The organism is Bradyrhizobium sp. USDA 4503, assembly GCF_054055815.1.
Genome location: NZ_JBSRXS010000001.1, coordinates 8779748 through 8799964, shown reverse-complemented (window position 1 = coordinate 8799964; position 20217 = coordinate 8779748). Strand labels below are relative to the sequence as shown.

The window sequence follows — 20217 nt, the reverse complement described above, 5'->3', positions numbered from 1 at the left end:
ACGCCTCGCACATCACTACGGCCGGTGGTTATGGGTCCCAGCTTTCGCACTAGCGTGTCTACACGGTTTTGGGGCGCGACAGATTGACTCGGTGCAGCAAGAAGTGGCGTCTCTGCAGCATGTTGTATGATTCTCTCACTGGCGCTTTGATTCGAAGGAGCGCCAGCGATGCAGCCGGATTTGTCTTTGGGTGAGTTCGGGGACGTTCGTCTCGACAAAAGGGGGCGACGCTTCTCCGGGCTATGCTTTGCACGCGCAGCGTCTGCTTGCGCCAGATGGCCCGGGGCGATTGGGCTGCCAATATGGCGTTCTGGCGGTTTGTGAACAACCCCCAAGTCACGATCGATAAATTGATTGAGGGCTGGAGCGCGCAGACGCGGACTGCGGTCAGCGGGCGTCATGTGCTGGCGATCCAGGATACGAGCGAGGTCAAGTTCCAGACCCAGGCGGGACGGCGGCGCGGGCTGGGCAAAGTCGGCAAGGGCAATGCTCGCGGCGTGCTGTTGCATGCGATGATGGCGGTGGATGCCGACAGCGGGGTCTGTCTTGGCCTTACTGGCGGCAACGTTTGGACGCGCAAAGGCAAGGTAAAAATCCCGCATGAGCGGCGCGCCTTGGCCGACAAGGAGTCGGCGCGCTGGGTGACGGCCGCCGAGCAAGGCCGCGACGTCCTGGCAGATGCCCGCATGATCACCGTCGTCAACGACCGCGAGGGGGATTTCTTTGCTCACTGGGCGCTGACGCCAGCCGAGAATGTCCATCTTCTGTCGCGTGCCATGCACGACCATGCGCTGGTCGATGGCGACACACTTTATCAGGCGGTCGAGCGGAGCCGCTTCTGCGACAACGCGGTGATCGATCTGCCGCAGCGAATGGATCGGCGCGGCCGGCAGGCCCATCTCTCGATGCGCTTCGGAACCGTCGTGCTCAAGCGGCCGCAGAGGCCCGGCGTCACCGACTTGGCGGAGGGCATCAAACTCAGCTTCGTAGAAGTGGTCGAGTTGCATCCGCCGAGAGGTGCGGAGCCCATTCGCTGGCTGCTCCTGACCACTCATCCGGTCGCCACCGTTAAAGACGCCTGGCAGATCGTCTCCTGGTACCGCCAGCGCTGGATCATTGAGCAACTCTTTCGCTCGCTGAAGAGCCAGGGTTTGCGCATCGAGGATAGTCAGATCGAGAGCGCCGAAGGCCTGATCAAGCTCGTGGCGGTCGCCACCAGAGCGGCATGTATCGTCATTCAACTCGTTCAGGCCCGCAACAGTGGCGAAGAATTGCCGGCTGAATTTGTCTTCACCGCAGAAGAGATCGAGACGCTCAGGGCCATCAACAAAACCATGAAAGGTCGCACCGAGCTTCAGAAAAACCACCATCGCCCCAACACTCTTGCTTGGGCGGCATGGATCATCGCAAAACTCGGCGGATGGACCGGCTACGCCTCCCACCGTCCACCTGGACCAATCACCTTCCACACCGGAATGGCCCGCTTCCAAATCCTCGCAAATGGCCCGACAAACGTGTAGATGCACTAGAGCTTTCGCAGGGACGACGGCGGAGTGAAAGGCTAGATCGTGGCTCTAAACTACATCGTCGCGCCCAGCACCCACGGCGCGAATTCAGCGCCGCCGAAGTCAAAGCTCTCGCTCTTGGTCGGCTGGCCCGAGGCGGTCTTGAGGATGAGGTCGAAGATGCGCTGGCCGCATTCCTGCACGCTCTCCTCGCCGTCGAGGATGGTGCCGCAATTGACGTCCATGTCGTCTTCCATCCGCTTGTACATCGGCGTGTTGGTCGCGAGCTTGATCGACGGCGCCGGCTTGCAGCCGAACACGCTGCCGCGGCCGGTGGTGAAGCAGACGAGGTTGGCGCCGCCGGCGACCTGCCCGGTCGCGGCGACCGGGTCGTAGCCCGGCGTGTCCATGAACACAAAGCCCTTCTTGGTGACGGGCTCGGCGTAGTTGAGGACGTCGACGAGGTTGGTGCTGCCGGCCTTGGCCATCGCGCCCAGCGACTTCTCAAGGATGGTGGTGAGACCGCCGGCCTTGTTGCCCGGGCTCGGATTGGCGTTCATTTCGGCGCCCTCACGCTGGGTGTACTCCTCCCACCAGCGCATCAGGCCGACCAGCTTCTCGCCGACCTCGCGGCTGACGGCGCGGCGAGTCAGCAGATGCTCCGCGCCATAGGTCTCGGGCGTCTCCGAGAGGATCACGGTGCCGCCGTGACGGACCAGCAGATCGCTCGCCGCGCCGAGCGCCGGATTGGCGGATACGCCGGAGTAACCATCCGAGCCGCCGCATTGCAGCGCCACGGTGAGCTCGCTCGCCGGCACCGCCTCGCGCTTGACCTTGTTGGCGTCGGCGAGCGCTTCCTTGACGAAGGCAACGCCGGCTTCCACCGTCTTGCGGGTGCCGCCGACCTCCTGGATGTCCATCGCGCGCAGACGACCGGCGAGCTTCTGCTCCTGCATCAGGCCGCCGATCTGGTTCACCTCGCAGCCGAGGCCGAGCACAATGACGTTGGAGAAATTGACGTGCCGCGCATAGCCGCCGAGCGTGCGGCGGAGCAGCGCCAAGGGCTCGTCCTGGGTCATGCCGCAGCCGGTCTTGTGGGTCAGCGCGACGACGCCGTCGACACTCGGGTAATCGGCGAGCGGATTGTCGCCGGTGAACGGATTCTTCTTGAACATGTCGGCCACGATGCCGGCGACATGGGCGCTGCAATTCACCGAGGTGAGGATGCCGATATAGTTGCGGGTCGCGACGCGGCCGTCGGCGCGGCGGATGCCTTCGAAGGTCGCCGGCAGATCGAAGTTCGGCACCGGCTTGACGTCGACACCATAGGCATAATCCTTGGCGAAATCACCCATGCCGCAGTTCTGCGTATGTACGTGCTGGCCGGGCGCGATCGGCTGGGTCGCAAAGCCGATGATCTGGCCGTAGCGCCGGATCGGCTCGCCTTGCGCGATCGGCTTGATCGCGACCTTGTGGCCCGCGGGGATCCGATCGACCGTCGTGACGCCCTCAGTCACCTCAAGCCCCGGCGGCAGGCTCGCGCGCGCGATCAGGACGCTGTCGTCGGCGTGCAGGCGGATCACTTGTGCCGAGGCCATCGGAGTTCTCCTTTGGAGTTAGTCACCTCTCCCCGTCCTTTACGGGGAGAGGTCGAATTCTCGCACAGCGACAATTCGGGTGAGGGGCGACGCACGTTGCCAATTACAAAGACGGTGCTAGCCGGATAGAGCCCCTCACCCCAACCCTCTTCCCGCAAAAGCAGGGCGAGGGAGCAGAGCTAACATCGCGGACAGAGCTTACGCCTTGCCGCCGGACTTCTCGCGGGTCGCGTTGACCTGCATCTTGGCGTAGACCTGCATCAGGCCGACCTCGTTCGACAGCGTCACGAGCTTGAAGCCCATGTTGATCGCGCGCACCGCGCCTTCGGCGCCCGAGCAGTGGATGCCCGGATTGAGGCCGCGCTTGCCGCATTCCTTGATGATCTTCTCGTAGATCTTGAGGATCTCCGGCTCGTCGCGATCGAGCTTCGGCACCAGGCCGTAGGAGAAGCCGAGATCGGACGGGCCGATATAGACGCCATCGATGCCTTCGACATCGAGGATCGCTTCCATGTTCTCGACCGCGGTCTTGGTCTCCATCATCGGCAGCAGCACGATCTCGTCGTTGGCGGTCTGCTGATAGGTGCCGGCCGAGCCGTACATGCCGGCGCGGATCGGGCCGTTGGAGCGCACGCCCTTCGGCGGATATTTGGCGTAGGAGACGAGGTTTCTGGCTTCCTGCGGTGTGTTGACCATCGGGCAGATCACGCCATAGGCGCCGCCGTCCAGCACCTTGCCGATGATGCCGGGCTCATTCCAGGGCACGCGGACCATCGGCGTCACCGGATGGGCGTGCATCGACTGAAAGCACTGCACCATCGACTGATAATCCTGCACACCGTGCTGCATGTCGACGGTGACGCTGTCGAAGCCGCATTGCGCGATCACTTCGGCCGAGAATCCCGAGGGGATCGCGAGCCACGCGTTCACCACCGCTTTGCCCGATGCCCAGACTTGCTTGACCTTGTTTGCCATTGATCGCGTTTCCCTTTGCGGTTTATTGGGGGACGAGCCTTCAGCTGGTCGCCCGCTGGATAGAAACTTCGCTGACGCCGACTTCGCGCGCGGTATTCACTATCGCCGCCCACGTGTCGTCAGGCAAGGGGATGCCATTCCTGGTGCGATCGGCACGGGTTTTCCGCTCCGGATCGCCTGGAACCAGCACGGAATCCGTGCCCGCGATCGGCTTGGTGGCGCGGATGAAATCGGTGTAGCGGGTGATTTCTCCATCGAAGAAATTGCTGGTGTCGATCACCTTGGGGTCGATGTAGAACGCCATCATGCCGTTGGCGAAGCGCCGGTCCGACGACGTCGCGCCGGTGCCGGTCAGCGCGCCGCCCAGCAGTTCGCAGATGAAGGCGAGACCCGAGCCCTTGTGATCGCCGAAGGCGCGGATCGCGCCAGTTCCCTTGGTGTGGTCGCGCGGTCCGTCCGGCGTGTACGGCCCATACAGCACGTGGGGATCCTCGCTCAGCGTGCCGTCGGCATCGACGAGCGCGCCGGTCGGCAGCTTCTTGCCGCCGCGGCTTGCCACCAGGCACTTGCCCTCGGCGACAACCGAGGTCGCAAAATCGAGCACGATCGGATCCTGGCCCTGACGCGGAATGCCGACGCAATACGGCGCCGTGGACAGGCGCTTCTCGACGCCGCCGTAAGGCGCAACCAGCAGCGAGCCGGCCGCGGTCACGAAATGAATTGAAACAAGACCTTCGGCGGCGGCCATCTCGGCCCAGTCGCCGACGCGGCCGAGATGACCGGAGTTGCGCAGCGCGACCGCGGCGAGCCCCGCCTTCTTGCACTTCTCGATGCCGAGTCTGACCGCAACCGGCGTGACGGTCTGGCCATAGCCGAACTTGCCGTCGACCACCGCGAGCGATGGCGTGTCGACCACCACCTCGGGAGTCTGGTTCGGCACGATCGAGCCCATCTTCTTCCACCTGACATAAACCGGCACGCGGATCACGCCGTGGCTGTCATGACCTGTAAGATTCGCGGTCGTCAGATAGGTCGCGATGCGCTTCGCCTCTTCCGGAGAGGACTCCGAATGGGAAAACACCTCGGACACGAAGTTGATGAGGTTATCGACCTTGATGGTGACCATGAAAAACCAGCTCGCTCAGTAAAGCACGGGACGTTGTCAGGCGTGGGTTTTGGCGTGGCCGCCGAGATAGGCCGCGGCGATAGCCTCATTGCCCCACAATTCGTCGGGCTTGCCGCCCAGCACGATCCGCCCCGTTTCCAGGACAAAGCCATGATCGGCGACCGAAAGTCCCATGCGCGCATTTTGCTCGACGAGCAAGACCGTGGTGTCCTTCCTGATCTGCGAAATGATGCGGAACACCGCCTGCACGATCACAGGCGCCAGCCCGAGCGACGGTTCGTCGAGCAGCAGCAGCCGCGGCTTGGCCATCAGGCCGCGCGCCACCGCGACCATCTGCAGCTGGCCGCCGGACAGCGTCCAGCCGAGCGCGTTGGAAAAGGCGCGGATGTCCGGGAACAGATCGAACATCGCGTCGGCCTCGCGCGAGATCTGCGACGCCGGCACCTTCCGGTTCGATGCGCCGAGCATGATGTTCTCTTTCACGGTGAGGCCCGGAAACACGCGGCGGCCTTCCGGCACGTGCGAGATGCCGAGCCGGACGATCGCTTCGGGCCCGAGGCCCGCGATCGAGTGGCCGTCGAACATAATGTCGCCGGAGGCGGGCTTGGCGAGGCCTGAGATCGCGCGCAGCGTGGTCGACTTGCCGGCGCCGTTGGCGCCGAGCAGCGTGACCACCTGGCCCTGCTCCACGGCGATGGTGACGCCGCGCAGCGCCTCGATCTCGCCGTAGCGGACCACGAGATTACGGATTTCGAGCAGCGGCATCATTCGCTCCCGAGATAGGCGGAGACGACGTCGGGATGGCGCAGCACCGCCATCGACTCGCCGTCCGCGATGCGGCGTCCGAAGTTCAGCACGGTGATGTGCTGGGCCGCTTCCGACACCAGCGTCATGTCGTGATCGATGATCAGGATGGTGAGGCCCTGGGCTGCGATGCGCTTGAGCAGCTCATGCAGCTCCAGCTTCTCGGTCGAGTTGAGACCGGCCGCCGGCTCGTCGAGCAGCAGCAGCGTCGGGTTCGACGCCAGCGCCCGCGCGATCTCGATCAGGCGCTGGTGGCCGTAGGAGAAGCTCGAGATCAATTCGTTGGCGCGGTTGCCGAGCCCGACGAAGGTCAGCGCCTCCATCGCGCGCTCCGTCAGCGCGTCCTCGCCCTTCCCGATCATGGTGTTGCCGGGCCGCTCGGCGCCGATCTCGACATTCTCCAGCGCGGTCATCGAACGGAACAGGCGGATGTTCTGGAAGGTGCGTCCGAGGCCGGCCGCCGTGCGCTGATGCGGCGCCATGTTGGTGATGTCGGTGCCGTCGAGCACGATCCTGCCCGCGGTCGCCTTGTAGAGCCCGGACAGCACGTTCAGCGTCGTGGTCTTGCCGGAGCCGTTGGGCCCGATCAGCGCATGCACGCTGCCGCGCTTCACCGCGATATCGACGCCGTCGACCGCCTTGAGGCCGCCAAAGTGCTTCGACAGCCCGGTCACTTCGAGCACGATGTCGCCGCCTGACGTCGCCGGCTTGAGCTGCAAGGCCGCCGCGGCCGGCGGCGCCTTGGTGTGCGCACGCCAGCGCGTGAATGCGTCCGACACAAAACCCCAGATGCCGTCGGGCATGAAGCGGATGATCAGGATTACGAACAGGCCGTAGATCGCCAGATAAAGTCCCGGCACGCTCTTGAGGAAGCGCAGCCATTCCGGGATCAGGATCAGGAGGCCCGTACCGATCACCGAGCCAATCGGCGAGGCCACGCCGCCGAGCAGCGACATGGTCAGGAACACGATCGATTCCGCGAACGAGAACTGGTCCGGGCTGACATAGGCGAAGCCGCCGGCGAACAGGCCACCGGCCAGACCGCCGAGCAACGCGCACAGGCCGAAGGCGTAGATCTTGGTGCGGAACACGTCGATGCCATTGACGCCCGCCGCAAGCTCGTTGTCGCGCACCGCGCGCATGGCGCGGCCGAGCTTGGTATCAGGCAGATGCCAGACCAGATAACCGACGATCGCGAGCATCGCGACGCAGAAGGCCAGGTAGCTCTGCGAGGACTGGAACAGCTCCGGCCGGCGAATGTTGGCGACGCCGTCCGGCCCGTGGGTCACGCCGATGGCATTGATCATCACCAGCGTCACGATCTGCTGGAACGAGATCGTCACCATCGCAAGGTAGTGCCCGCCGAGCCGCAGCGTCGACATGCCGAGGAACGCGCCGGCGATCAGCGTGATCGCGCAGGCGCCAACCAGGCAGAGCCAGAAGTTCAGGTGCAGGTCCGCGGTGCCGAGCCCGACCACATAGGCGCCGAAGCCGAAGAACGCGGCCTGCGCCAGGTTGATCTGGCCGCACAGGCCGAGCACGACCGACAGCCCGAACACCGCGATCGAGAAGGTCGTGGCCTGCAGCAGGATGTTGAGGATGTACCCGTCGAACCGCATGCCGGCGGCGAGCGCCACCAGCACCGCGGCGCCGATGAAATACGGCAGATGACGGATGATCAGCGGCTTCGAGCGCACGGCCGGCGCGGGGATCATGTTGTCGGTGGCGCTCATGCTTTCTCCGCGACGCGTTCGCCGAAGATGCCCTGCGGCCGGAACACCAGGAAAGCGATCAGCACCAGGAAGGCAAAGCCGTCCTTGTACGGCACCGAAATATAGGCGGCGCCGAACGTCTCGATGACGCCGAGCGCGAGGCCACCGACGATGGCGCCGGCGACGTCACCGAAGCCGCCGATGATGGTCGCGGCAAACGCCTTCAGCGCAATCGTCGAGCCCATCTGGATCGAGACGAACAGCACCGGCGCCACCAGGATGCCGGCGAGACCGCCGAGCACGGCCGAATAGATGAAGGTGATCATGATCATGGTGGAAACGGAAATGCCGAGCAGCGAGGCCATTTCCTTATCCTGCGAGGTCGCCTGCAGCTTCTTGCCGAGCAGCGTCTTCTCGAAGAACCAAAAATTGAACAGCACCAGGAGGATCGTGACGCCGATGATCAGAAGATACTGGCTGTCGAGATAGACCGGGCCGAGCTGGATGCCGGGCGTATCGAACCAGCCCTGCAGCACCTGCGGCTGCGGGCCGTAGATCGCAAGCACCGAGTTCGACAGCAGGATCGAGGCGCCGATGGTGGCGATGATCACGGGCAGATAGGTGCGATTGCGCAGCGGATAATAGACGCCGAGATTGAAGATGACGCCGAACAACGCCATGCCGGCGAGCGCGATCAGGAACGACAGCCAGTAAGGCCAGCCGAGATCGACCGAGAACACCACCATCAGATAGGCGGCGACCATCGAGAACTCGCCTTGCGCGAAGTTCACCACGTTGGTGGCACGGAAGATCAGCACGAAACCGAGCGCGACCAGCGCGTAGACCGCGCCGATGCCGATGCCGGTAAAGAGCAGTTGGAGGACGAGATCCATGACGAGCGCTCGATCTGAGAATTGTGTCGCGGGCGAACGGCCTCTCCGAGGTGGCCCGGAGAGGCCGAACCGCTATCAATCGTTGAAGTCGATATGCTTGTCGTAGACGATCTTGCCCTTGTCGTTCTTCACGACATTGTAGCCGTGCAGACCGTCGCCGTTCTTGTCGAAATTGTACTCGCCCTCGGCGCCGGCGAACTTCTGCGTCGCGAGGATGGCGTCGCGGATCTTGTTCGGATCGGTCGAGCCGGCCTTGTTGATCGCCGCCGACAGGATGGTGATCGCATCGTACGGCCAGGCGCTCTGGTTGTCGGGCGCGGTCTTGTAGGCATCGCGATAGGCCTTGCCGAACGCCTTCGCGGTATCGCTCGAATCCTCGGCGAAGTCGGCGACGCCGTAGGTGTTGAACAGCGCGGGGCCGGCGAGCTTGGTCGAGGAGACCGCCACCACCGAGGGCGAGCCGACCCAGGGGATATTGACGCCGAGCTGGCGCAGCTGGCGGGCAAAGATGCCCAGATCGTTCTCGAAGGTGAAGTAGGTGCCGAGCACATCAGCGCCGGACTGCTTCACGGCCAGCACGACCGGCGTGAAGTCCTGGCTCTGGTTGGCGTAACCCTGGTCGAGCACCGGCGGCGCGCCGAGCTTGGTCAGCGCTTCCGAGAGTGCCTTGCCGCCCGCGGTGCCGAAGGCGTCGGTGGAATGCACGATCGCCCATTTCTTCTTGCCGAGCGTGTTGACGCCGAAGTCGGCGATCACGCGGCCGGAATAATTGTCGTTCGGACGGAAGCGGAACAGCCAGGGATTGCCGGAATGGGTGAGGTCGGGATTGGTGCCGCCGATCATCACCGGCTTGCCGACCTTGATCACGTCGGGCGCCATCGCCTGCACCTGGGTCGAGCGGATCGAGCCGAGGAAGGCGACGATGTCGGATTGCGCGGCGAGCTTGGAGAATGCCAGCACGATGCCCGGATTGGTGGTCTGATCGTCCTCGATGACGAGTTCGACCTGCTTGCCGAGCACGCCGCCGGCCTTGTTGACCGCGGCCAGCGCCAGCTTGGCGCCGTTCTGGGCCCACAGCCCCTGCTCCGCCGCGGGTCCGGTCACCGGCACGCACATGCCGATCTTGATCGTCGCACCCTGCGCCCCAGCGCTGCGCATCAGCGCGGGTGCAGCGAGACCTGCCGCCAAACCAGCGGAAAACTCACGTCTCGTCAGTTTCATTCCATCCTCCCTGTGATGCGCCGAACTTGCTGTCGGCTGCGTTGAGACGAGCTGACGCGTCGATCTGTTGGCCCGTTCGCAGCCATCAAACGGCGCGACGAGCAAACGTGAGCACCGCTGCAGCGCACAAAGCCGTGCAACGGCGACCATCAATCTGGCGCTTGACCCAGCTAAACATGATTGCACATTGCACGCAATAGTCAAAAGTTCGCTGGCAGAGGTGCGTAAATGCCTGCTACGAGCGACCATGACGCGATCACGTGATAGTGTGGCCAGCGGGCAGCCATTCCATGTCGATTCCACGAGCGAAATCGCAGACCAGACGAAAACAGCCGGCCTACGCGCTGATCAAGAGCGCATTGGCAAAGCACATCCGCGCCGGTCACGTGCCACCTGGCACGGTCCTTTCCGAATCGGCGATCGCGACCTTGTTCGGCTCCAGCCGCTCTCCGGTGCGGCAAGCTTTTGAACAGCTCGAGCATATCGGCCTGGTGCGGCGGTTCGACGGTCGCGGCGTCATCGCCGGCAAGCGCAAGGTCGACCCTCGGCGCGTCCCGATCACACCGGAAATGTTTGGGCTGACCGACGGCCCCGTCGATGCCGTGCGCAGCGACGCTTGGGATACGCTCTACTACAAGCTCGAACGTGAGATCATTTACCGGTCGCTGTTCGGACGCTTCCGCGTCAGCGAGCTCGCATTGGCGCGGCATTTCCGGGTGGGGCGCACGGTGGCGCGCAACCTGCTGCTGCGCGCGCAGGCGATCGGCATCCTCGAGAAGGGCGCCAAGGCGCACTGGTACGTGGTGCCGTTGGACGAGGACCGCCTCCGCGACATCTTCGAGGTGCGCGCAACGCTCGAGCCGCTGCTCCTCAAATCCGCGACGGCGACAATTCCTGCCGCCCTGCTCGACCGTATGGCGGAGCGGCTGCGCGAGGGGATCCAGCACCGCGACCGCGTCGGCGTCGGCGAACTCGATGAGATCGAAGGCGACCTCCATATCCGCTGCCTGGGTTACGGCGCCAATCGCGAGATGATCGAAGCCCTCAAGCGCACCCACTGCGCTTTCGTGATCGGCAAGCACATTCAGGTCGCCCTGACCGCGCCGCAGATCGATTCCTTCATGGACGAGCATCTGGTGATCATCGAAGCCTTGCGCACGCGTGACGGCGACGCGGCGGCAGCCATCTTGCGCCGCCATATCGAATGGTCCCACTCGAAGGTCGCGGGCTGGATTGCCGAATTCCGCGCCATCAACGTGATTTCGCGCGTGCCCTACATGGCCTGAGCGCGAATGCCGCGCATGATCGAAGCTACTCGTCAGCCTCGACCTCGGCGTCATCGGACGAGCCCATTCCGGCCAGGCTCGCTTCGAGCGCGCCCAGCATCTCCTGCAATTCGGCAAGCTTGCGCGCCCCGAAGCGCCGGGTGATCTCGGCATAGATCGTCTCCGACGTCGGCGCCACCGCCTCGATCAGCTTCAACCCCTTGGCGGAGATCGAAACCACTGCGCGCCGCGCGTCGTTCTCCGCTGCCTTGCGCTCGATCAACGCGCGGCCCTCGAGATCGCGAAGGATTCGCGACAGGCTCGGGCCGAGCAGAAACGCCATGCGGGCGAGTTCGGTGACCTCGATCTCGTCGACCGCGGTGAGCGCGCGCAGGATCCGCCATTGCTGCTCGGTCAGCCCGTGATTGCGCAGCGACGGACGGAATTGCCGCATCACCGCCTCGCGGGCGCGAAGCAGCGACATCGGCAGCGAGCGCGAGAACTCGCGCATCGGTGTCCGTCGCGCCGCCACGTCCTCGCCCTGCCCCGGCCGAATGTCGTTCGAATTTTTGCGCGCCATTACCTAATCCTGCGCAACGAAATTTTGCGTTGCAACATGCCTTGATTCAGTTTGCGGGAATTCACTTAACATGTTAATCATCTCCCGACATCCACTTTTGTGTAGCACGCATGGCCCTCTCCAAGGACGATATCCGCGCTGCCGCCGAACGGCTCGACGGCGCGGAAAAGACCCGCAAGCAAATCCGCCAGCTCTCGCTGGAATACCCCCGCATCACCCTCGAAGACGCCTACGCGATTCAGAAGGCCTGGGTCGAGATCAAGGTGGCGCAGGGCCGCGTCGTCAAGGGCCACAAGATCGGCCTGACCTCGAAGGCGATGCAGAGCGCGCTCAATATCGACGAGCCCGATTCCGGAATCCTGCTCGACGACATGTTCTTCGCCGATGGCGGCCTGGTCCCGACCGACCGCTTCATCGCCACCCGCGTCGAGGCCGAGCTTGCCTTCGTGATGAAGCATCGCCTGACCGGGCCGAACTGCACACTGTTCGATGTGCTGAACGCGACCGATTTCGTGGTACCGGCGCTGGAGATCCTGGATACCAGGGTCGAGCGCGTCGATCCCGAGACCAAGGCGACCCGCAAGATCTTCGACACCATCGCCGACAACGCCGCCAATGCCGGCATCGTGCTCGGCGGCCGGCCGATCCGCCCGCTGGACGCCGACCTGCGCTGGATCGGCGCGCTGTGCTTCCGAAATGGCCAGCTCGAGGAAACCGGCCTGGCCGCCGGCGTGTTGAATCATCCGGCGACCGCGGTGGCGTGGCTCGCCAACAAGATCGCGCCGAACGGGCTGGCGTTGGAAGCCGGCCAGGTCGTGCTGGCGGGCTCCTTCATCCGTCCGATCGAGACCCGCAAGGGCGACACCATCCAGGCCGACTACGGACCGTATGGTTCCGTAAGCTGCTACTTCGCCTGACGCCTTCAGCAGGAGCGCTGCATGCCGCATTTCACGCTTGAATACTCTGCCAATCTCGACGATCTGGTCGACATGGGCGCGACGGTCGAACTGGTCCGCAAGGCCGCGGTCGAGACCGGCATCTTCCCGCTCGGCGGCATCCGCGTCCGTGCCGTCAGATGCGAGCACTACGCGATCGCCGACGGCCGCAAGAATTACGGTTTCCTCGACATGGTGCTGCGGCTCGGCGAAGGCCGCGATCTCGCCACCCGCAAGAAGGCCGGCGAGTACATCTTCAAGGCGCTATCGGCTCATCTCGATCCGGTCTTCGCCAACAGCAAATTCGCGTTGTCGTTCGACATGCAGATCAACGACAAGGAAACTAGCTGGAAACGCAACAACATCCACGACGCACTGAAGGTGGAGACGGTCAATGGATAAAGCGACAGCGAAATCGCCAGCCGACGTGTTCCAGGCCAACCGCGATCGCGCCGGCCCGCTGCTTGCAAGCTTGAAAGCCGAAGGCATCGGCCATGTGATCGACGGCAAGATCGTGCCGGCGGCCTCCGGCCAGACCTTCGAGACGAGATCGCCGATTGACGGCACGGTGCTGGCGACGGTCGCACGCGGCAATGCCGAGGATATCGACCGTGCCGCAACCGCGGCGTCCAAGGCCTTCAAGACCTGGCGCGACATGCCGGCGGCGCAGCGGCGCAAACTGCTGCATCGCGTCGCCGATGCGATCGAGGCGCGCGCCGACGACATCGCCGTGCTCGAATGCATCGACACCGGCCAGGCGCACCGCTTCATGGCCAAGGCCGCGATCCGCGCCGCGGAGAATTTCCGCTTCTTCGCCGACAAATGCGGCGAGGCCCGCGACGGTCTCAACACGCCTTCGGACGAGCACTGGAACATCTCGACCCGCGTGCCGATCGGCCCGGTCGGCGTGATCACGCCGTGGAATACGCCGTTCATGCTCTCGACCTGGAAGATCGCGCCGGCGCTCGCGGCCGGCTGCACCGTGGTGCACAAGCCGGCGGAATGGTCGCCCGTCACCGCCGATCTGCTGGTCAAACTCGCAAAACAGGCCGGCATCCCCGACGGCGTGCTCAACACCGTGCATGGTTTCGGCGAAGAGGCCGGCAAGGCGCTGACCGAGCACCCCGCCATCAAGGCGATCGGCTTCGTCGGCGAGAGCGCGACGGGCTCAGCGATCATGGCGCAGGGCGCGCCGACCTTGAAGCGGGTGCATTTCGAGCTCGGCGGCAAGAACCCGGTGATCGTATTCGATGATGCCGATCTCGATCGCGCGCTCGATGCCGTCGTGTTCATGATCTACTCGCTCAATGGCGAGCGCTGCACGTCGTCGAGCCGGCTGCTGGTTCAGGAGAGCGTCGCCGGCAAGTTCATCGAGAAGCTGACCCAACGCGTAAAGGCGCTCAAGGTTGGCCACCCCCTCGATCCCGCCACCGAGATCGGGCCGCTGATCCATGAGCGGCATCTCGCCAAGGTGTGCAGCTATTTCGACGTCGCGAAGAAGGACGGCGCCACGATCGCGGTCGGCGGCAAGCCGCATGACGGTCCTGGCGGCGGCCACTATGTGCAGCCGACGCTGGTGACCGGCGCGAACGCAAAAATGCGCGTCGCGCAGGAGGAGGTGTTCGGCCCGTTCCTGACCGTGATCCCGTTCAAGGACGAAGCTGACGCCATCGAGATCGCCAACGGCGTGCAGTACGGCCTGACCGGCTATGTCTGGACCGGCGACATGGGCCGCGCGCTGCGCGTGGCGGATGCGCTGGAAGCCGGCATGATCTGGCTCAATTCGGAGAACGTCCGCCATCTGCCGACCCCGTTCGGCGGCATGAAGTCGTCAGGCATCGGCCGCGACGGCGGCGACTACTCGTTCGACTTCTACATGGAAACCAAGCACGTCTCGCTCGCGCGCGGGACGCACAAGATTCAGAAACTGGGAATTTAGCCAGCCGTCGTTCCGGGGCGATGCGCAGCATCGAACCCGGAACCTCGAGATTCCGGGTTCTCGCTTCGCGAGCCCCGGAATGACGATAGAATTGAGGGGAAACACCGATGCCCGTTCCAACGCACGTTTTCGATCCGCCGTTCAACATCATCCGCTGCAGCCATGCCGTGCTCGACGTCACGAATCTCGACAAGAGCGCCGCCTTCTACGAGAAGACGGTCGGCCTCCACATCGAGAACCGCGACGACAAGTCGGTGTATCTGCGCGCCAGCGAGGAGCACCAGCATCACTCGGTGGTGCTGCGCAAGGCGCCGAAGGCGGCCTGCAACCGGCTTGGCTTCAAGGTCGGCAACGACGGCGACCTCGACAAGGCCGCCGCCTTCTTCTCCGAGAACGGCATCGCCTACGCTTTCGTCGACCAGCCGTTCCAGGGCCGCACCCTGCAATTCACCGATCCGTTCGGCTTCCAGATCGAGCTTTACGCTACGATGGAGAAGCGCCCCCATCTCTTGCGGCGCTACGATCTCTACAAGGGCTGCCATCCGCAGCGGCTCGACCATTTCAACGTGTTCGCCGCCGAGGTGCAGGACACAGTCGATTTCTACGCCCGGCTCGGCTTCCGCCTCACCGAATATGCCGAGGAGGACGGGGACAACGGCCGCATCGCAGCCGCCTGGATGCACCGCAAGGGCAATGTCCACGACTTCGCCATCACCAACGGCCGCGGCCCGCGCCTGCACCACATCGCCTATTGGGTACCGACCGCGATGAACATCGTGCATCTCTGCGACGTGATGGCCTCCTCCGGCTACCTCAAGAACATCGAGCGCGGTCCTGGCCGGCACGGCATCTCCAACGCCTTCTTCCTGTACATCCGCGATCCCGACGGCCACCGCATCGAGCTCTACACCAGCGATTATTTCACCGGTGATCACGACCATGAGCCGCTGCGCTGGTCGCTGCGCGATCCGCGCCGCCAGACGCTGTGGGGCGCGCCGGCGCCGCGCTCCTGGTTCGAGGAAGGCTCGACCTTCGCCGGCCAAGCGGTGCGCGAGCCGCGCTTCGTCGCCGACGTGCTGGTCGCGGACTAGTGCGCGCCTTCCTCCTCACGTCGTCCCTGCTTTCGCAGGACGACACCAATTATGGGACTACTAATGCCCTCTCCTCGCCTCGCCACCTATTCCTTCAACGGCGCCACCAGCTATGGCGTCGTCACCGACACCGGCATCGTCGACCTCTCGTCGCGCTTCGCCAAGGACTATCCGACGCTGCGCGAGGCGATCGCCGCCGGCGCGCTGAGCAGGCTCGTGGAGGACGCCGCCAGGCGCGCGCCCGACCACGCGCTCGACGCAGTCGACTGGCAGCCTCCGATCCCGGCGCCGGAAAAGATCATCTGCATCGGCGTCAACTACCCGGACCGCAATGCCGAATACAAGGACGGCTCGGACGCGCCGAAATACCCGAGCATGTTCCTGCGGGTGCCGCGCTCCTTCGTCGGCCACAACACGCCGGTGGTGCGGCCGCGCATCTCGCCGCAGCTCGACTATGAGGGCGAGCTGGTTCTGGTGATCGGCAAGGCCGGCCGGCACATTGCGGAGAGCGCCGCGCTCGATCACATCGCCGCGATCACGCTCTGCAATGAAGGCACCATCCGCGACTGGGTGCGCCACGCCAAGTTCAACGTCACCCAGGGCAAGAACTTCGATTCCACCGGCAGCCTCGGCCCGTGGATCGTGCCCTACACCGGTGAAGCGCAGATCGCCGATATCCGCCTGACCACGCGGGTGAACGGCGAGACCCGCCAGGACGACCGCACCTCGCGCTTGATCTTCGGCTTCCGCTACCTCATCAACTACATCTCGACCTTCACGACGCTGGTTCCCGGCGACATCATCGTCACGGGCACCCCGACCGGTGCAGGTGCGCGGTTCGATCCGCCGCGCTATCTGAAGCCCGGCGATGTCGTCGAGGTCGAGGCCGAAGGCGTCGGCATCCTGCGCAACAGCGTCGTCGACGAAGCCACCTAACCTCACCAGCAAAGTGGACAGTGCCATGACCTCTACATCCGGCGGCGAAGCGATCGTCAACGGCCTCGTCGCCCACGGCGTCGACACCGTGTTCGGCCTGCCCGGCGCGCAGATCTATGGCCTGTTCGATGCCTTCCACCAGGCCCAGCTCAAGGTGATCGGCGCCCGGCATGAGCAGGCCTGCGGCTACATGGCGTTCGGCTATGCGCGCTCCAGCGGCAAGCCCGGCGTGTTCAGCGTGGTGCCCGGCCCGGGCGTGCTCAACGCCTCGGCGGCGCTGCTCACCGCATTCGGCTGCAACGAGCCGGTGCTGTGCCTGACCGGTCAGGTGCCGACGCAGTTCCTCGGCAAGGGCCGCGGCCATCTGCACGAGATGCCGGACCAGCTCGCGACGCTGCGCACCTTCGTGAAATGGGCCGACCGGATCGAATACCCTGATAACGCCCCCGCGCTGGTGTCGCGCGCGTTCCAGGAGATGCTGTCGGGCCGGCGCGGCCCGGCCTCGCTGGAGATGCCGTGGGACGTGTTCACCCAGCGCACCCAGGTCGCGCCCGTCAAGCCGTTCGATCCGTTGCCGGCGCCGCAGCCCGATGCGGACCGCATCAAGGCCGCCGCCGACCTGATCGCCGGCAGCAAGGCGCCGATGATCTTCGTCGGCAGCGGCGCCATCGAGGCGCGCGAGGAGATCCTCGAATTGGCCGAGATGATCGACGCGCCTGTCGTCGCCTTCCGCAGCGGCCGCGGCATCGTCTCCAACGCGCATGAACTCGGGCTCACCATGGCTTCGGCCTACAAGCTCTGGCCGAAGACCGACCTGATGATCGGCATCGGCACGCGCCTCGAGCTGCCGACGATGTCGCGCTGGCCCTACCAGCCCGCCGGACTGAAATGCGTGCGCATCGACATCGATCCGGTCGAGCTGCGGCGCTGGCCGGCCGATGCCGGCGTGATTGCGGACGCCAAGGCCGGCACCGCCGATCTCGCCGCCGCTGTGCGCAAGGTGGGCTACCGCAGGACCTCCGGCCGCCGCGCCGCGATCCGCGAGGCGACGGCCGCGACCGAGCAGGAGATCCAGCGCATCCAGCCGCAGATGGCCTATCTGAAGATCCTGCGCGAGGTGCTGCCGGCGAGCGCCATTGTCACCGACGAGCTGTCGCAGGTCGGTTTCACCTCCTGGTACGGCTTTCCGATCTACGAGCCGCGGACCTTCGTCACCTCGGGCTATCAGGGCACGCTCGGCTCGGGTTTCCCGACCGCGCTTGGCGCCAAGGTCGCCAATCCGGACAAGCCGGTGGTCGCGATCACCGGCGACGGCGGCTTCATGTTCGGCGTGCAGGAACTTGCCACCGCCGTGCAGTTCAAGATCGCCGTGGTGACGCTGGTGTTCAACAACAACGCCTATGGCAATGTCCGCCGCGACCAGCGCGAGCGCTTCGACGGCCGCGTCGTCGCCTCCGACCTGGTGAATCCGGATTTCGTGAAGCTTGCAGAATCCTTCGGTGTCGGCGCCGCGCGGGTCACCTCGCCGGATCACTTCCGCCCCGTGCTGGAGAAGGCGCTGGCCGACGGCGGGCCTTACGTGATCTCGGTGGAAGTGCCGACGGATTCGGAAGTCTCGCCCTGGGCGTTCATCCATCCGGCGCGGAATAACTAAGCCAAACGCTCGTCATTCCGGGGCGATGCGCAGCATCGAACCCGGAATCTCGAGATTCCGGGTTCGTTTCGCCCCCGGAATGACAACGCTAAGCGCTCTTCACCCCGTGTTGCAGCCGTGACGCGGCGATCACGAGCAGGCCGGCGCCGGCGACCGACCAGCAGGCGACCGGCGCCCAATGCACCAGCGGCGCATAGTCCGGCATCTTCTGCAGGCCGCCCGCGACCGCCGCCATCCGCGCAAAGGTCGCAAGCGCCAGCGCCGAGAACACGAGGCCGGTGACCTTGCCTTCCGCGCCGGTCTCCCCGATCGCGAGCGCCGCGGACACCGCGCTCATCAGCATGCAGCCCCAAGCGGCCCCCGCCATGAATTGCGCCACGATCAGGACGTTGAGACTGCCGGCGATCTCGGCGGCGATGATCGCAAAGGCACCGAGCAGTCCCGCCGCGCCCATCACGATCAGGCCGCCGCGATGCTTGACGACGATGCTTGCCGGAAACATCGCGATGTTGAAGCCGATCCAGAATACCGGCATCAGCCATTGCAGCTCGTCCGCCTTGGCAAAGCGCAAATAGAACGGCGCGCTGTTGATGTTGAAGTGCAGCTGGTAGCCGAGCGACAGCAGCACCATCGATCCGATCAGGAACATCGGCACCGCCCCGAGCCGCTTCGCCGGGGGCGCCAGCCGCGCCGGCTGCGCCTCTGCCGCGATGCGGCGCTCGACGCCTGAGAAGGCGAGCGCGGTCAGTAGCAGCACCGCGCCTGACAGCACGAACGGCAGCCGTGCATCCTGGTTGCGCAGCACGACGCCAAGATAGGGCGAGACCGCGCCCGCGATGCCATAACCCAGCATCGCCAGCGCCGCGAGGAACGGCACCGAGGGTTGCGCGCGATACTTGCTGAGCAGCGTCAGCGGCGGCGCCCGCAAGGCCGACGACGTCACGGCCCAGATCACGATCAGCACGATCAGCCAGACCCTCGCGCCCGGCCCGGTGCCGGCGACGTAAGGCAATGCGACGAAGGCGGCGCAGGAGATCGCGGCAAGGATACCGACAAACAAGCCAAGGCGGCCGACCAGGCTCGATATCCTGTCGGCGGCCATGCCCATCGCCGTGTCGGTGACGGTGAAGATGCCTTGATCCATCATCAGGATCAGGATCACGGTCGACGGCGCGATGCCGACATCGGCGCACAGCTTCGGCAGATAGATCAGATAAGTGGTCCAGCCCAGCGTGAAGACGAGCTGCAGCACGGCGAGATAGACGCCGGTACGGTTGACCGCGCGGTCGGCCTTGGTGGTCATCCGCCAAGTCTAGACCACCCGGCGGTTCAGCGCACCTTGCGGAAGGTCAAATTGATGCGCTGGCGGCCGAGCACGCTGTGCTCGCCATCTGCGAGCGGTGCCACGCCGTGATAAAATAGCCGTGACGAGCCGCCCCACACCGCAACGTCGCCATGTTCGAGTCGATAGCGGCGCGGCGTGTCGCTGCGCTGCAGGCCGCCGAACAGGAAGATCGCCGGCAGCCCGAGCGAGATCGACACAATCGGTGCGCGGTAGTCGAGCTCGTCCTTGTCCTGATGCAGCGACAGTTTTGCGCCGGGGACGTAGCGATTGATCAGGCAGGCCTCAGGCGCGAAGCCGTTGAAGCCGGCTTCATCAGCGGCGTCGGCGGCGAGCCTGCGCAACACCTCCGGCATTTCAGGCCAGGGTTGTCCCGAGACGGGATCGATCGGATCATAGCGATAGCCGCTGGGATCGGAGACCCAGCCGACGCTGCCGCAATTGGTCATCGCGACCGACATGCGGTGGCCGCCCGGCGTGATCAGATGCCGGAACGGCGCCTGCTTGACGATGGCACGCAAGGCCGGGATCAGCTCGGCCTCGAACGGCCGGACAAAGCCGCGCAACAGCACCGCGCCATCCGCGATCGTCTCGCGCGATGGCCGGGCATCGCCAATGGTCTCGAACAGATCGGTGGCCAC

At 64.9% G+C, this 20217-nt stretch carries 18 protein-coding genes; 8 read left to right on the top strand and 10 right to left on the bottom strand.

Annotation, left to right across the window (positions count from 1 at the left end; translation table 11 throughout):
- Positions 1-275 precede the first annotated feature (275 nt).
- Positions 276-1520, top strand: coding sequence for an IS4 family transposase (locus ACVMIH_RS41240; RefSeq protein ID WP_229193590.1), 1245 nt, complete (start codon positions 276-278; stop codon positions 1518-1520).
- Positions 1521-1579: 59 nt separating this feature from the next.
- Here ACVMIH_RS41240 and ACVMIH_RS41235 read toward each other — a convergent pair whose 3' ends face one another.
- The 7 genes from ACVMIH_RS41235 to ACVMIH_RS41205 all read right to left on the bottom strand — a co-directional run bounded on the left by ACVMIH_RS41235 (position 1580) and on the right by ACVMIH_RS41205 (position 9834).
- Positions 1580-3103: a UxaA family hydrolase gene (locus tag ACVMIH_RS41235; protein ID WP_456866305.1), complete on the bottom strand. Its 1524-nt coding sequence runs from the start codon at positions 3101-3103 to the stop codon at positions 1580-1582.
- A 198-nt stretch (positions 3104-3301) separates the two neighbouring features.
- On the bottom strand, positions 3302-4078 hold the full coding sequence (locus ACVMIH_RS41230) for an HpcH/HpaI aldolase family protein (RefSeq protein WP_229189433.1): 777 nt from the start codon (positions 4076-4078) through the stop codon (positions 3302-3304).
- A gap of 40 nt (positions 4079-4118) precedes the next feature.
- Positions 4119-5204: a malate/lactate/ureidoglycolate dehydrogenase gene (locus tag ACVMIH_RS41225; protein ID WP_076833002.1), complete on the bottom strand. Its 1086-nt coding sequence runs from the start codon at positions 5202-5204 to the stop codon at positions 4119-4121.
- A gap of 36 nt (positions 5205-5240) precedes the next feature.
- A complete protein-coding gene (locus ACVMIH_RS41220) occupies positions 5241-5969 on the bottom strand; it encodes an ABC transporter ATP-binding protein (protein ID WP_057015754.1) in 729 nt (242 codons plus the stop codon).
- Entirely contained in the window at positions 5969-7741 is a 1773-nt protein-coding gene (locus ACVMIH_RS41215) for a branched-chain amino acid ABC transporter ATP-binding protein/permease (protein WP_141339479.1), read from the bottom strand. The genes ACVMIH_RS41220 and ACVMIH_RS41215 overlap by 1 nt, the downstream gene beginning before the upstream one ends.
- Positions 7738-8613: a branched-chain amino acid ABC transporter permease gene (locus ACVMIH_RS41210; protein WP_016841141.1), complete on the bottom strand. Its 876-nt coding sequence runs from the start codon at positions 8611-8613 to the stop codon at positions 7738-7740. Before ACVMIH_RS41210 ends, ACVMIH_RS41215 begins: the two co-directional genes overlap by 4 nt.
- A gap of 75 nt (positions 8614-8688) precedes the next feature.
- Positions 8689-9834: an ABC transporter substrate-binding protein gene (locus ACVMIH_RS41205; RefSeq protein ID WP_456866303.1), complete on the bottom strand. Its 1146-nt coding sequence runs from the start codon at positions 9832-9834 to the stop codon at positions 8689-8691.
- A gap of 290 nt (positions 9835-10124) precedes the next feature.
- Between ACVMIH_RS41205 and ACVMIH_RS41200 the strand changes: the two genes are divergently transcribed.
- On the top strand, positions 10125-11120 hold the full coding sequence (locus tag ACVMIH_RS41200; RefSeq protein ID WP_076832993.1) for a GntR family transcriptional regulator: 996 nt from the start codon (positions 10125-10127) through the stop codon (positions 11118-11120).
- 25 nt (positions 11121-11145) lie between these two features.
- On the opposite strand, the gene hpaR is transcribed toward ACVMIH_RS41200, so the two are convergent.
- Positions 11146-11679, bottom strand: coding sequence for a homoprotocatechuate degradation operon regulator HpaR (gene hpaR, locus ACVMIH_RS41195; RefSeq protein ID WP_057015717.1), 534 nt, complete (start codon positions 11677-11679; stop codon positions 11146-11148).
- A 110-nt stretch (positions 11680-11789) separates the two neighbouring features.
- On the opposite strand from hpaR, the gene hpaH reads away from it, so the two are divergent.
- From hpaH to ACVMIH_RS41165, 6 genes are all read left to right on the top strand, one after another.
- The gene (gene hpaH, locus ACVMIH_RS41190) at positions 11790-12596 is read left to right on the top strand and encodes a 2-oxo-hept-4-ene-1,7-dioate hydratase (RefSeq protein ID WP_456866301.1); all 807 of its coding nucleotides are present in this window, start codon (positions 11790-11792) and stop codon (positions 12594-12596) included.
- A gap of 21 nt (positions 12597-12617) precedes the next feature.
- Positions 12618-13016 carry a 5-carboxymethyl-2-hydroxymuconate Delta-isomerase gene (locus ACVMIH_RS41185; protein WP_076832987.1) on the top strand — a complete coding sequence of 133 codons (399 nt, stop codon included), beginning with the start codon at positions 12618-12620 and terminating at the stop codon, positions 13014-13016.
- Positions 13009-14553, top strand: coding sequence for a 5-carboxymethyl-2-hydroxymuconate semialdehyde dehydrogenase (gene hpaE / locus ACVMIH_RS41180; protein WP_456784310.1), 1545 nt, complete (start codon positions 13009-13011; stop codon positions 14551-14553). The genes ACVMIH_RS41185 and hpaE overlap by 8 nt, the downstream gene beginning before the upstream one ends.
- Positions 14554-14660: 107 nt before the next feature.
- The gene (gene hpaD, locus ACVMIH_RS41175; RefSeq protein ID WP_057015721.1) at positions 14661-15644 is read left to right on the top strand and encodes a 3,4-dihydroxyphenylacetate 2,3-dioxygenase; all 984 of its coding nucleotides are present in this window, start codon (positions 14661-14663) and stop codon (positions 15642-15644) included.
- 63 nt (positions 15645-15707) lie between these two features.
- Entirely contained in the window at positions 15708-16580 is an 873-nt protein-coding gene (locus ACVMIH_RS41170; protein ID WP_057015722.1) for a fumarylacetoacetate hydrolase family protein, read from the top strand.
- A gap of 25 nt (positions 16581-16605) precedes the next feature.
- Entirely contained in the window at positions 16606-18234 is a 1629-nt protein-coding gene (locus ACVMIH_RS41165; protein WP_057015723.1) for a thiamine pyrophosphate-dependent enzyme, read from the top strand.
- Between the two features lie 88 nt (positions 18235-18322).
- Here ACVMIH_RS41165 and ACVMIH_RS41160 read toward each other — a convergent pair whose 3' ends face one another.
- On the bottom strand, positions 18323-19537 hold the full coding sequence (locus ACVMIH_RS41160) for an MFS transporter (RefSeq protein WP_076832981.1): 1215 nt from the start codon (positions 19535-19537) through the stop codon (positions 18323-18325).
- 26 nt (positions 19538-19563) lie between these two features.
- Positions 19564-20217 (bottom strand): DNA oxidative demethylase AlkB, encoded by a 654-nt coding sequence (alkB, locus tag ACVMIH_RS41155; RefSeq protein ID WP_057015725.1) that lies wholly within the window; start codon positions 20215-20217, stop codon positions 19564-19566.